At 67.9% G+C, this 12,321-nt stretch carries 12 protein-coding genes and 1 tRNA gene; 8 read left to right on the top strand and 5 right to left on the bottom strand.

The genetic code is table 11. The annotated features are described in order from the left end of the window. Window positions 1-5: 5 nt before the first annotated feature. The 3 genes from K7G81_RS01895 to ubiA all read right to left on the bottom strand — a co-directional run bounded on the left by K7G81_RS01895 (window position 6) and on the right by ubiA (window position 3,103). On the bottom strand, window positions 6-782 hold the full coding sequence (locus tag K7G81_RS01895) for a 3'(2'),5'-bisphosphate nucleotidase CysQ (protein ID WP_223029038.1): 777 nt from the start codon (window positions 780-782) through the stop codon (window positions 6-8). Beyond that, complete coding sequence (locus K7G81_RS01890; protein WP_223029037.1) at window positions 775-2,109, bottom strand: TldD/PmbA family protein; 1,335 nt, start codon at window positions 2,107-2,109, stop codon at window positions 775-777. The genes K7G81_RS01895 and K7G81_RS01890 overlap by 8 nt, the downstream gene beginning before the upstream one ends. An 82-nt stretch (window positions 2,110-2,191) precedes the next feature. Then, window positions 2,192-3,103, bottom strand: coding sequence for a 4-hydroxybenzoate octaprenyltransferase (ubiA, locus tag K7G81_RS01885; RefSeq protein WP_223029036.1), 912 nt, complete (start codon window positions 3,101-3,103; stop codon window positions 2,192-2,194). Between the two features lie 101 nt (window positions 3,104-3,204). Here ubiA and K7G81_RS01880 point away from each other — a divergent pair, with 101 nt between their 5' ends. The 3 genes from K7G81_RS01880 (at window position 3,205) to K7G81_RS01870 (ending at window position 5,630) form a co-directional block, all read left to right on the top strand. Then, on the top strand, window positions 3,205-3,372 hold the full coding sequence (locus K7G81_RS01880) for a hypothetical protein (protein WP_223029035.1): 168 nt from the start codon (window positions 3,205-3,207) through the stop codon (window positions 3,370-3,372). Beyond that, window positions 3,369-4,109: a 16S rRNA (uracil(1498)-N(3))-methyltransferase gene (locus K7G81_RS01875; protein ID WP_223029034.1), complete on the top strand. Its 741-nt coding sequence runs from the start codon at window positions 3,369-3,371 to the stop codon at window positions 4,107-4,109. Before K7G81_RS01880 ends, K7G81_RS01875 begins: the two co-directional genes overlap by 4 nt. Window positions 4,110-4,256: 147 nt before the next feature. After that, window positions 4,257-5,630, top strand: coding sequence for a glutamate--cysteine ligase (locus K7G81_RS01870; protein ID WP_223029033.1), 1,374 nt, complete (start codon window positions 4,257-4,259; stop codon window positions 5,628-5,630). Here the strand turns inward: K7G81_RS01870 and K7G81_RS01865 are convergent. Both K7G81_RS01865 and K7G81_RS01860 read right to left on the bottom strand, forming a co-directional pair. Then, window positions 5,609-6,325, bottom strand: a complete 717-nt coding sequence (locus K7G81_RS01865; protein ID WP_223029475.1) for an aspartate/glutamate racemase family protein — start codon at window positions 6,323-6,325, stop codon at window positions 5,609-5,611. The genes K7G81_RS01870 and K7G81_RS01865 overlap by 22 nt on opposite strands. Window positions 6,326-6,367: 42 nt before the next feature. Then, a complete protein-coding gene (locus K7G81_RS01860) occupies window positions 6,368-7,702 on the bottom strand; it encodes a methyltransferase family protein (protein ID WP_223029032.1) in 1,335 nt (444 codons plus the stop codon). Window positions 7,703-7,789: 87 nt separating this feature from the next. Between K7G81_RS01860 and K7G81_RS01855 the strand changes: the two genes are divergently transcribed. The 5 genes from K7G81_RS01855 to K7G81_RS01835 all read left to right on the top strand — a co-directional run bounded on the left by K7G81_RS01855 (window position 7,790) and on the right by K7G81_RS01835 (window position 12,265). Beyond that, window positions 7,790-7,863, top strand: a tRNA-Gly gene (locus K7G81_RS01855). A gap of 205 nt (window positions 7,864-8,068) precedes the next feature. Further along, the gene (locus K7G81_RS01850; RefSeq protein ID WP_223029031.1) at window positions 8,069-10,255 is read left to right on the top strand and encodes a TonB-dependent siderophore receptor; all 2,187 of its coding nucleotides are present in this window, start codon (window positions 8,069-8,071) and stop codon (window positions 10,253-10,255) included. After that, a complete protein-coding gene (locus tag K7G81_RS01845; RefSeq protein ID WP_369412006.1) occupies window positions 10,252-10,545 on the top strand; it encodes a DUF3649 domain-containing protein in 294 nt (97 codons plus the stop codon). The genes K7G81_RS01850 and K7G81_RS01845 overlap by 4 nt, the downstream gene beginning before the upstream one ends. Continuing rightward, entirely contained in the window at window positions 10,521-12,008 is a 1,488-nt protein-coding gene (locus K7G81_RS01840; protein WP_369412005.1) for a PepSY-associated TM helix domain-containing protein, read from the top strand. Before K7G81_RS01845 ends, K7G81_RS01840 begins: the two co-directional genes overlap by 25 nt. Beyond that, complete coding sequence (locus K7G81_RS01835) at window positions 12,005-12,265, top strand: DUF3325 family protein (protein ID WP_223029029.1); 261 nt, start codon at window positions 12,005-12,007, stop codon at window positions 12,263-12,265. The genes K7G81_RS01840 and K7G81_RS01835 overlap by 4 nt, the downstream gene beginning before the upstream one ends. Window positions 12,266-12,321 lie beyond the last annotated feature (56 nt).

Genomic DNA, 12,321 nt, shown 5'->3' with positions numbered 1-12,321 from the left:
GCCAATCACCGCCGCGACGCCGTCGCCGCCCGCTCGCGCAGCCGGTCGACGGCCGCGTCGTGCAGCCCACGCGATGTTGCCAGCACACCGAATGCCTCCGCGCGCCGCGTGTTGAACGCGAGCGGCTGGCCCAGCGCGTCGCTGATCTCCGCGCCGGCCTCGCGCGCGATCAGCACGGCGGCGGCGATGTCCCATTCATGGCCCCAGCGCAGCGTCGCCACCAGATCGGCCTCGCCCGCCGCGACCATCGCGATGCGCAGCGCGATCGAATTGGGCCGATAGACCGTCGTCAGGTCGCGATCGGCCTTGGGCAGCGCCTCGGTCGGCACGCGCGCGCCCGCCAGCTCGGTGCGCGAGGCAGCGCGGATGCGCCCGCCGTTGAGCGTCGCGCCCTGCCCCGCCACGGCGCGAAACACCGCGGCGCGCGGCGGACAATCGAGCACCGCGATCACCGGCTGGCCATCCTCGATCAGCGCCACCGATACCGCCCAGCCTTCGCGGCCGCGCAGGTAATCGCGCGTCCCGTCGATCGGATCGACCACCCAGACGCGGCGGCAGCCGAGCCGATCCGCATTGTCGACGGTCTCCTCCGACAGCCACCCCGCCTCGGGATCGAGCGCGGTCAACCGCTCGCGCAACAGTCCGTCGATCTCCAGGTCGACATCGCACACCGGATGGCCCGGCGTCTTTTCCCAGCGCTTAAAGTCAGTTCGCCACCGCTTCATCGCCAGCGCCCCCGCTTCGGCGGCGACCGCGGCAACCGGAGCGGCCAGATCAGTCACCGGCAACCGTCATCCCGTCGATCCTCAGCGTCGGCACATTGATCCCGTAGCGGAATTCAAGGTCGTTGGCGGGCGTCAGGCCGGCGAACATCGTCTTGAGATTGCCCGCGACGGTGAACTCGGCGATCGGCCGCGTGATCTTGCCGTTCTCGATCAGGAAGCCGGAGGCGCCGCGCGAATAATCGCCGGTCGTCAGGTTGACGCCCTGGCCGATCAATTCGGTCACCCACACGCCGCGCTCGACATCGCCGATCAGCGATTCGACCGACACATTGCCCGCGTCCATATAGAGGTTGCTCGCCGAAACGCCGCCGCCGCGCCCGCCATGCCCGGTCGGCTCCAGGCCAAGCTGGCGTGCCGAGGCGCTGTCGAGCAGCCAGGTCTCCAGATGCCCCGCCTCGATCAGCGCGACCGGCAGCACCGCCAGCCCCTCGCCGTCGAACGGGCGCGAGCGCAGCCCGTGCGGGCGGTGCGGATCATCGCGCACGGTGACGATCTCGGGAAAGATCGCTTCGCCCATCGCGTCGAGCAGGAAGCTGGTCTTGCGGGTGATCGCCGGCCCGGCGATCGCGCCGACCAGATGCCCGAGCAGGCTGCCGCCGATGCGGCGATCGAACACCACCGGCATCGCGCCGCTCGGCACGCGTGCGGGATCGAGCCGCCGCACCGCGCGCTCCCCGGCACGCGCGCCGATCGCCGCGGCGCTTTCCAGATGCCGCAGGTGGCGCGCGGCGTGGTGCGCGTAATCGCGCTCCATCCCGCCCGCCTTGCCAGCGAGCACGCTGGCATGGATGCCATAGCTCGTCGCCGCATAGCCGCCGGCAAAGCCATGGCTGGTGGCAATCGCCATCACCGCGCGGCTGGCGCTGGCGCCCGCGCCCTCGCTGTTGGTGACGCCGTCGATGGCGCGCGCGGCGTCCTCCGCCTCCAGCGCGCGCTCGCGCAGATCCTCGGGCGCGACGACACCGCCATCATCGATATCGAGCTGCGGCGGCGTGCCGCGCAGCAGGCGCTCCTCGGGCGCGAGCCCGGCCCATTTGTCCTCGGGCGCCTCCTTCGCCATGCGAACGGCGCGCGCAACCAGCTCGTCGAGCGCGGCCGAAGCGAAATCGGAAGTCGCGACGCTGGCATTCCGCTTGCCGACGAACACGCGCAGGCTCAGGTCTTCGCCTTCGGACCGCCCGACATCCTCGAGCGCGCCGAGCCGTACCGAGACGTTGAGCGAGGCATGGTTGGAGACCATCGCATCGGCGGCATCCGCGCCGGCGGCGATGGCGCGCGAAACGATATCCTGGGCGAAGCTACGGGCTTGATCGACTGATTTCATCGACGCGACTTAGGGTCTGCATCCGCCGCATGGAAGCCGTGCGCGCGAGTCTTTGTTCGAAACGGCGCCGGCGGCGCTTTCGTCAAAGCGTCGTGCCGACGACGAAGCAGGCGGCGAACATCAGCAGGCCGGCAAACCGGTTCGACCGAAAACGATCGAGCGCCGAGCCGCCGTCGTCCATGGTCAGCGTCGTCACCTGCCAGGCGAGGTGCACCGCCATCGGCAGCAATGCGACGAGCGCGAGCGGATCGGGCCGGACGAGCCAGAACGCCCCGCCCCAGCACGTCAGCGCGCCGAGATAGAAGAGCGAAACGCCGCCGCGGACATGTGCGCCCATTCGCCGCGCCGAGGACCGCACGCCGATCAGCGCGTCGTCCTCGCGATCCTGCAACGCATAGATCGTGTCATACCCGATCACCCAGCAGATCGAGCCCGCATAGAGCAGCCATAGCGGCCAGTGCATCGATCCCGCGATCTCCGTCCAGCCGACCAGCGCGGCCCAGGAAAAGACCAGGCCCAGCCACGCCTGCGGCCACCAGGTGATGCGCTTCATGAACGGATACGCGGCGACCGGCGCCAGGCTGGCGATCGCGACGATCTTCGCCAGCGTGCCGAGTTGCAGCCACACCACCAGCCCGATCAGGCAGAGGATCAGCAACCAGCCCCACGCCGCCTTCACCGACACCGCGCCGCTCGCCACCGGCCGCGCCCGCGTCCGCTCGACCTGCCGGTCGAGATCGCGATCGACGATGTCGTTATAGACGCATCCCGCGCCGCGCATCGCGATTGCACCGGCGAGTAGCCACAGGATCAGCGGCCAGCGCGCGACCGCCCCGCCCGCCAGCGCCACGGCCCAGGCCCCCGGCCAGAACAGCAGCCACCAGCCGATCGGGCGATCGAACCGGGCGAGCAGCGCATAGTTTCGCAAGCGGGCGGGCAGTCGGCCGACCAGGCCGCGATGCTCGGAATCGGGGACGATCTCGGTCGCGTTCATGTCTGCCCGTCTAGGGTCCGGGCCCATGAACGGCAATCCGGCTTGGCGCGCGCCGCTACCGCGGGGTTGCGCTCGGCCGATAGGGCGCTACCGCAGGCTGCGTGGTTCACCTGTCGGTCGCGATCGGGCGATTTTTCGAAGCCCTGCTCTACGCGATCTTCGGGATCGCGTTCTGGACGACGATTGAGGTCGCCGCCGGCGCGGCGGCATTGTTTGTCGTGTTCAAGCTGGCGCGACGGCTCCTCGGGCGTGATAAGCGGCGCCCATGATCGCTACTCCCGCCTGGCCACCACAATCGACGCCGCGCCTGTTCGTCGAGGCCACGCTCGCACCGGGCTCGCGTCGTATCGACGGGCCCGCTGCACATTATCTGATCTCGGTGATGCGGCTGAAGGCCGGCGATCCGGTCAAATTATTCGATGACGAGACCGGCGAATGGCTCGCCGTCGCCGCGACCGTCAACAAGCGCGACCTTGTCGTCGACGTCACCGATCGCTTGCGTGAGCGCGAGCCCGTCCCCGATTTCTGGCTTTGCGCCGCCCCGCTCAAGAAGGGCCGGGTCGACTGGATGGCGGAAAAGGCCTGCGAGCTCGGCGTCGCTCGCCTTATTCCCGTCCTCACCCGGCGTGCGGTGGTCGACAAGCTCAAGACCGATCGCCTGCGCGCGCACATGATCGAGGCGGCCGAGCAATGCGGCCGCACCGCGCTCCCCCGGCTTGCCGAGCCGGTCAAGCTGCCCGCCTTGCTCGACGATTGGCCCGCCGACCGCGCCTTGTTCTTCGCCGACGAGATGGGCGGCGCCCCCGCGCTCGCGGCGATGCGCGCCCATGCCGGCCCCGCGGCGATCCTGATCGGCCCCGAAGGCGGCTTCGACGCGTCCGAACGCGAGGCGATCCGCGCGCTGCCGCAAGCGATCGGCATCACGCTCGGCCCCCGTATCCTGCGCGCCGACACCGCCGCTGCCGCCGCCGTCGCGTTGTGGATGGCGGCGGCGGGGGATTGGTAGGGCGACGCTTTCCACTATCTCCGTTCGTGCTGACCTTGTCGAAGCACGCCCTCGCGACCTCGCCCTTCCACAGGCTCAGGGCGAACGTGACCGATTTAACGCACGGCGCCCTAGCGCCGCCCGTTCATCTTTCCTACATCCCGGCCCATGACGACGAAGACCGTTACGGACACTCACGCAGCGGTCATCACCGACCGGTCGCAACTCATCGAGAGCTTCGCCAGGGGCGAAAAGCCCAGGGACCGCTGGCGCATCGGCACCGAGCACGAGAAGTTCGTCTATTCGACCCGCGATCTCCACGCGCCTTCCTATGACGAGCCAGGCGGCATTCGCGACCTGCTGACTGGTCTTACCGAGTTCGGCTGGCGCCCGATCGAGGAAGGCGGCAACGTCATCGCGCTCGCCGGCCCCGACGGCACGATCAGCCTGGAACCGGCCGGCCAGTTCGAGCTTTCCGGCGCCCCGCTGGACAATCTGCACCAGACCTGCGCCGAGGCGGCCCGCCATCTCGAACAGGTGAAAGCTGTCGGCGACAAGCTCGGCCTCGGTTTCCTCGGGCTCGGCATGTGGCCGGACAAGGCGCGCGCCGATCTGCCGCTGATGCCCAAGGGCCGTTACCAGATCATGCTGCGCCACATGCCGCGCGTCGGCACCCTGGGGCTCGACATGATGCTGCGCACCTGCACGATCCAGGTCAATCTCGACTATTCGTCCGAAGCCGACATGGCGAAGAAGTTCCGCGTCGGCCTCGCGCTGCAACCGCTCGCCACCGCCCTGTTCGCCAACTCGCCGTTCACCGAGCGCAAGCCCAACGGCTTCCTTTCGTTCCGCAGCCATATCTGGTCGGACACCGATCCGGCGCGCACCGGCATGCTGCCCTTCGTGTTCGAGGATGGCTTCGGCTACGAACGCTATGCCGATTACGCGCTCGATGTGCCGATGTATTTCGTCTATCGCGACGGCACCTATATCGACGCCGCCGGCCTCTCGTTCCGCGATTTCCTTGAGGGCAAATTGTCGGCTCTCCCCGGCGAGCTGCCGACGCTCGACGACTGGAACGACCACCTCTCGACCGCCTTCCCCGAGGTGCGCCTCAAGACCTTCCTCGAAATGCGCGGCGCCGATGGCGGTCCGTGGGGCCGCATCTGTGCGCTCCCGGCGCTCTGGGTCGGCCTGCTCTACGACGATGGCGCGCTCGACGCCGCGTGGGACATGGTCAAGGACTGGTCGATGGAAGAACGCGAGGCCTTGCGCAACGCCGTCCCCAAGCTCGCGCTCGACGCGCCGATCCCCGGCGGCGGCAAGCTCCGTGACATTGCCGGCGAGGTGCTCGACATCGCCGCGGCCGGCCTCTCCGCCCGCGCGCGCCTCAATTCCTCGGGCGACAACGAAACCGGCTTCCTCGAGCCGCTGCGCGACATCGTCCGCACCGGCAAAGTCCCGGCGCAAGTGCTGCTCGACAAATATGCCGGCCCGTGGGACGGCAACGTCTGCAAAATCTACGAAGAGACGCGGTTCTGATCCTGGTCGAGCGCGACCGCGATCGCCGCCTCGGCATGGATTTCGGTGGTGTCGAACAGCGGGACTGCGCTATCTTCAGGGCGCACCAGAAGCATGATCTCGGTGCAGCCCAGGATCACTGCCTCTGCGCCAGCGGTGATGAGCCGACCAATCACCTCGCGAAATACTGCCCGCGATGCCGGCTCGAGTCGGCCGGCGACCAGTTCGTCATAGATGATGCGATGAACCGCCTCTCGATCCGGTGCGTCGGGAACCAGGACATCGAGTCCGTGACGCTCGCGTAGTCGGCCCGTGTAGAAATCCTGCTCCATGGTGAACGCGGTCCCGAGAAGGCCCACTCTTCGGTAGCCTTCGGCCCGAATCCGCGCCGCCGTCGGGTCAGCGATATGCAACAACGGGATCGATACCGCCTGTTCCACGTCGTCGGCCACCCGATGCATCGTGTTGGTACAGATCAACAGCGCGTCGGCCCCGGCCGCTTCGAGATGCCGGGCGGCGTCGGCCAGGCGCTGTCCGAGGCCCACCCAGTCATTGCTGTGCTGCAGTTGCTCGATCTCCGAAAAGTCAAAAGACCAAAGCAGACACCGCGCAGAGACAGACGGTCCCAATCGGTCTCTCACACCACGATTGAGAATCCGGTAATATTCAACCGAGCTTTCCCAACTCATCCCCCCGATCAAGCCGATCATCTTCATCGGCAAGAACATAGTCGCCAGCGGCCGGCCGGCAAAGGAGGATCAGGCGGCTTCAACCTTGGCTGACGGGATCTCCGGCACATCCGCTGGCGCGTCAGCCTGCGACCGCCCGAACACCCAGGCGAAAAACCGCGGCACCGGTCCGTTGCGCTCCATCCATTCCCAATAAGCGACGTAATCGGGATCGAGCTTCAGGTGCCGCTCCTCGGTGCGCGCACGCCAATAATAGACGCCGCTCACCACTGCCATCAGGATCGTCGCGCGCGCGGCGTCGACGATCGACCCCGTCGTCAGGATCGGCACCGACGACAGCCACCAGAACAAATTCTTGGCGAGATAGGCCGGATGCCGCGAGATCGCATAGGGCCCATGCGTCAGGATGCCGCGATTGGTGAGGTTCGAGAAACGCAGTCCGAACGCCACCGTCGCCCAGGCATAGAGCACGGTCAGCGCCACCAGCGCGATCGCCAGCGGCCACAGGATCGCCTCGTGCCCGGCGAACCAGACGCTCCAGTCCTGCGTCCCCACCCGATAATCGAGCGGCCCGCCGTCATCCATCATGATGAACGGCGGATAGCAGATCAGCGCCGCCATCCACGCCGCCGCGAACGGATTGGCCGATCGGATGTGCGAATCGAACGGCCGCATCGTCAGCAGATAGCCGACCGTCGCGAAGGCGACGTCGACCAGGAACATGAAGCGGATCAACCACGTCGCCAGCACCACCGGATCGCCGAGCGCGAACGGCGTATCGATCACGCTCTGGAAATTGGGCGGCACGATCGCCAGCATGAAGACGAGGAAGAAGCCTTTCACCGTCCAGCTGCGCAGGTGCGCATAGAGATGCTCGGCGGGCGGCTTCGCGGTGCCCGTCAGCCATGCGCCGAACGCCCAGGCGCCGTCCTTCGGCTCGATCAGCCGCCGATCGAGCCACAGCACATAGGGGATCGACAGCACGAACAGCGCCGGTGCGCTCCACGCGAAGCACCACATCGAAAACAGGAAAGGCCCGGTCCAATAGGCCCGGATCGTGCCGTAGGCGACGCCGATCAGCGCCCAGGTCGCCCACAATCCCGCGAGCTTCACGAAGCTGATGTCGAGGCTCTCGCGCCACGGCCGCCGCATCGCCCAATCGATTCCGGTCGAGGCGTTGCGATGCACCTTGTCGACCACCAGCGACCAGGCCACCATCGGTACGCCGCACGCCAGCACGTTGACCATCGCCGAATAAGGCCCGTCCATGCCGTAAACCAGCGAGACGGCGGTCCAGGCGAGCAGGCCGGCCATCCCCGCGATACCCGCGCCGTGGCTTACCGCCGACCTGGGTCGTGGATCGGCGGCGCGCGCCTGTTTGGCGAGGAAGCGGTCGTAGAACATGGCTTGAGCCATAGGCCGCAATGGTAAGCAACCCGTGAAGCTTGCGCGGCGGCGACAGCCGCGCTACGTCGCGCGTCGGCTTGTCGAGCGGGTATAGCACAATGGTAGTGCAGCAGCCTTCCAAGCTGAATACGCGGGTTCGATTCCCGCTACCCGCTCCAGCCGCTCTCCCGCGCCCACCTGCTACCGTCGGCGCCGCCCGCCCGAGATAATCTGCCCTGTCGCTACAAACGCGAGCGGCCGATCGCGTGCATCATCGCGTGAGAGCTCTCTGCATCGAACGCGTTTCGCCAGGGCAAGCCTATCTTCATGTTGCGAATCGTTCTCATTCTCGTTAGCAGCGCGGGCATTGCAAAGGGAGTCGCCATGTTCATTCGCCGCCACCGCATCGCCTTGTTCGCCGGCACCGCCGCCCTGCTTTCCGGTTCGGCGGTGGCCAGCGAGCCGCTGCCCCCCGAAGGTGCCCCGCAACAGGCCAGCGATATCGTCGTCACCGGTCAGCGCCCCGTCACCGAGGCGAGCAGCGGCACCAAGAGCGACACGCCGCTTGCCGAAACCCCCCAATCGATCAGCGTCATCGATTCGTCGATGATCGCCGATCTCGGCCTGCACAATCTCAACCAGGCGCTGCGCTATGTCGCCGGCGTCACGCCGGAAACGCGCGGCGCTTCGGCCGAGGTCTACGACCAGTTCAAGCTGCGCGGGTTCGACGCGCCGGTCTATCTCGACGGCCTTCGCATGTTCTCCAGCGCCAGCGGCTATGCCGTGCCACAGGTCGACGTCTCGCGGCTCGATCGTATCGAGGTGGTCAAGGGCCCGGCCTCCGCGCTCTACGGCGCCTCCAGCCCCGGTGGCTTCGTCGACGAGGAGAGCAAGCTGCCGCTCGATCGGTCGTTCTACGGCGCGGCGTCGGGCACCTATGGCACCTACAATCTCTATCGCCTCGATGCCGATATGGGCGGGCGGTTCGGCGATGGCGAGCTGTGGCGCGTCTACGGCAGCGTCAATGGCTCCGACGATCAGCAGCGTTTCGGCAAGCGCCGCCGCGAGACGATCTCCGCCGCCGGCACCGCTGGCGCAGGCAGCCGCACCAGCTTCACCGTTCTCGCCGCCTATTCGCACGATCCGTATAACGGCAATTACGGCGTCTTTCCCGCGCTGGGCACGCTGATCGACAATCCCGCCGGACGCATCTCGACCAAATTCTACGGTGGCGAGCCCGGCGACTTCTTCTCGCGCGAACAATTCGGGCTGACCTATATCTTCCGGCACGATTTCGGCGGCGGCTGGGCGTTCCGCTCGTCGGGCCGCTATCAATATGTCAAAAGCCGGCTCGGCATCGTCTACACCAGCGGCACGCCGGTCGACCCGACCGATCCCGCGCCCACTCTCTACAACCGCGCCTCTTATGCGACGCGCGAACAGCTCAACGACTGGACCTACGACAACCAGCTCACCGGGCGGTTCGACACGGGTCCGCTGCATCATCAAGTGCTGATCGGCGTCGATCGCCAGGTCGCGCATTCGGCCGAGCTCTACGCGTTCGGCACTGCCACGCCGATCGACGTATTCGATCCCGTCTATGGCACCATGCCCACCCCGCGCGCACCCTATGACGTGCCCGGCTACGGCCCGCCTTATGACGACGGCATCGTCACGCCGAGCTTCATCGATACCCACCAGCGCCAGCAGGGCATCTACGCGCAGGACCAGATCGCGCTCGGCGACCTGCGCGTCACGCTGAGCGGCCGGCAGGACTGGACCCGCCAGACCGACGGCACGCAGATCCAGCACAACCACAAATTCACCTGGCGCGCCGCGGCGCTCTACAAGACCGCGATCGGCATCGCGCCTTATGTCAGCTACTCGACTTCGTTCGAGCCGCAGGCCAGCGTGCTGTCCGATGGCTCGCTGGCCAAGCCGTCGCTTGGCAAGCAGATCGAGGCGGGCGCCAAATATCAGGTGCCCGGCACCAACATCCTGCTCACCGGCGCCTGGTTCGATATCCACCAGACCAACGTCGCGGTGCCCGACAATGCGTTCAGCTATCACCAGGCCGGCCGCGTACGCTCGCGCGGGGTCGAGATCGAGGCGAGCGGATCGCTGCCCTATGGCTTCAACGCCCGCGTCGCGTTCAGCCGCCAGAACGTCAAGGTGCTCGACGACGCCGTGGCGGAACACATCGGTCGCCCGCTCGACACCACCGGCCGCGGCGGCGTTTCGGCCAATCTCGAATGGGCACCCAAAACTGGCCCGGCCGCGGGCTTCGCGATCGGCGGCACGGTACGTCACGTCGACAGCGTCTATGCCGATTTCTTCACCTATGCCGATGGCACCAGCAGCGCGCTGCGCTCCCCCGCCTACACCGTGTTCGATGCCTCGATGCGATACGATCTGGCGAAGGTCAGCCAGGCGCTGGCCGGCGTGACAGTCGGCGTCAACGCCACCAACCTGTTCGACAAGCGCTACATCACCAGCTGCTTCGCTCAATATGCCTGGTGCTGGTACGGCAATCGCCGCACCGTGCAGGCAACGATCGGCGTGCATTGGTGAGCGCGGCGCGGCGCGGCTGGCGGTATCGCGCCAACGTCACCGCGCGCACCGCCGCGGCGGTGCTCGGCGGCTATGGGGTCGCGGCACTGTTCGCGGCGGCGATCGCGCGGCTGTTGCCGCTGCCGCGCATCGAGGCGGTGCTACCCGGCACCATGCTCGCCTTCTTCGTCATGCCCGGCGTCGCGATCTGGGCGTTCCTCGCGCGCAGCGCCACGCGCGCCTGGGCCGGCATTCTGATCGCGGCGGCGCTGCTGGCGGCGCTGGCGTGGCTGGCGGGGCCGCCGGCGTGAAGGTTCGCGAGGGCGTCCGCCAGACGATGGCCTGGCTGCACGGCTGGTCGGGGCTGTTGCTCGGCTGGGTGCTCTACGTCATGTGCCTCGCCGGCAGCCTTGCGGTGTTCCGCCCCGAAATCGGCGAATGGATGCGCCCCGAAACGCGTGATCGCGCGCCGGCTCCGCAGGCTGTCGCCGCGGCGGTGGGGTGGCTGCAAAAACACGCGAGCGATGCGGGTGCCTGGTTCCTTTATGCGCCGGGTCCGCGCACCAACACGGTCGAGGCGGTCTGGTTTCACGGGCTCGATTACACGCTGCGCGCGCTCGATCCCGTCTCCGGCCTGCCCGCGCTCAGGCAGACGCGCGGCGGCGAGTTCTTCTATCGCCTCCATTTCGAGCTGCAGCTTCCTTACCCCTGGGGCCGCCTGCTCGCCTGCACCGCCGCGGCGGCGATGCTCCTCGCGCTGATCAGCGGCGTGATCGCTCACCGCCGCATCTTCCGCGATTTCTTCACCTTCCGCCCCGGCCGTGGCCAACGCGCCTGGCTCGATGCGCACAATGCGCTCGGCGTGTTCGCGCTGCCGTTTCACATCATGATTACCTTCACCGGGCTCGTCACCTTGTTCTCGCTGGCGATGCCGTGGGGCGCGCACGCGGTTTACGGCAATAACAGCGCCGCCGCCTTCCAGGATCTCGTTCCCGGCGCGATCAGCCGCGCCGCCGCCGGCACGCCCGGCACGCTCGCCCCGATCGCGCCGATGATCGCCGAGGCCGAGCGGCGCTTCGGCGGCGGTCACGTCGGGCTGATCTCGGTGCTCAACCCGAAGGACGCGGCCTCGCTGGTGCTGGTCTATCAGGCAGACGACGGCGGCATTGCCACCAGCCCGGAGGCGATCAGCTTCGACGGCACCACCGGCCGCGTGCTCGCCGATTATCGCGAAGGCCGGGCGATGGTGAAGGCCTATGACGTGGTCTATGGCCTCCATCTGGCGCGCTTCGCCGATCCGTTGATCCGCTGGCTCTATTTCGCCAGCGGCCTCGCGCTGACCGGCGGCATCGCCACCGGCCTGATATTGTGGATCGTCAAGCGTCGCGAACGCGCCTCGCTGGGCTTCTGCAACCGCCTTGTCGAGCGGCTCAACATCGGCGTGATCGCCGGCGCGCCGATCGCCTTCGCCGGCTATTTCTGGGCCAACCGCCTGCTTCCGCTGGGCGGCGCCGACCGCGCCGCGACCGAGGTGACGTGCCTCTATTCGATCTGGGCGGCGGCGCTGGTTCTCGCCTTCGCGCTTCCGCGGCGGGTTGCCTGGCCGGCGCTGCTCGCCGTCGCCGGTTTCGCCTGGACGGTGCTGCCGCTGGCGGACATCGCGACGCGCGGCGCCGGAACCATGGTGCTGCGCGTCGGCGACCTGACGATGGTCGTCGCGGGCCTGGCGTTCTTCGCGGCGTCCTGGTGGGCGCGAAGGCGTGTCGCGGCATGACGATGCTGCTGCAGCTATTCGGCTTCGCCGCGCTCGCCGCCGCGATGTATGCGACGCCGCGCAGCGTGCGGCTGAGGCCGGGCGGCAGGGCATGGCGAGCGGCGCCGGTCTGTGGCGCGATCCTGCTCGCTCTTTCGATGCTCGCCGCATCGCGCACCCGGCCGATCGGCCAGGCCATTCTCGATTGGTTCGGCCTAGCGACGCTCAGCGCGGGCCTGATCCTGCTGGCACTGGCCGTGATCCGCCGCCGCGCGTGAGGCCGGGGCTTTCGCGCGCCGGTCAGCGCCGATAGGTGAAAGCCATCGAACCGCTC

Origin of the sequence: Hephaestia mangrovi (assembly GCF_019880555.1) — a bacterium.
GTDB lineage: Bacteria > Pseudomonadota > Alphaproteobacteria > Sphingomonadales > Sphingomonadaceae > Sphingomonas > Sphingomonas mangrovi.
The sequence above is the reverse complement of the archived record's forward strand: the minus strand, read 5'-3'. Positions and strand labels throughout refer to the sequence as shown.

What these genes read in the sequence shown, in the direction of transcription:
- K7G81_RS01890 (WP_223029037.1), bottom strand. Translation starts at nt 2,109, where the DNA reads ATGAAATCAGTCGATCAAGCCCGTAGCTTCGCCCAGGATATCGTTTCG.
- ubiA (WP_223029036.1), bottom strand. Translation starts at nt 3,103, where the DNA reads ATGAACGCGACCGAGATCGTCCCCGATTCCGAGCATCGCGGCCTGGTC.
- K7G81_RS01875 (WP_223029034.1), top strand. Translation starts at nt 3,369, where the DNA reads ATGATCGCTACTCCCGCCTGGCCACCACAATCGACGCCGCGCCTGTTC.
- K7G81_RS01870 (WP_223029033.1), top strand. Translation starts at nt 4,257, where the DNA reads ATGACGACGAAGACCGTTACGGACACTCACGCAGCGGTCATCACCGAC.
- K7G81_RS01865 (WP_223029475.1), bottom strand. Translation starts at nt 6,325, where the DNA reads ATGAAGATGATCGGCTTGATCGGGGGGATGAGTTGGGAAAGCTCGGTT.
- K7G81_RS01860 (WP_223029032.1), bottom strand. Translation starts at nt 7,702, where the DNA reads ATGTTCTACGACCGCTTCCTCGCCAAACAGGCGCGCGCCGCCGATCCA.
- K7G81_RS01850 (WP_223029031.1), top strand. Translation starts at nt 8,069, where the DNA reads ATGTTCATTCGCCGCCACCGCATCGCCTTGTTCGCCGGCACCGCCGCC.
- K7G81_RS01835 (WP_223029029.1), top strand. Translation starts at nt 12,005, where the DNA reads ATGACGATGCTGCTGCAGCTATTCGGCTTCGCCGCGCTCGCCGCCGCG.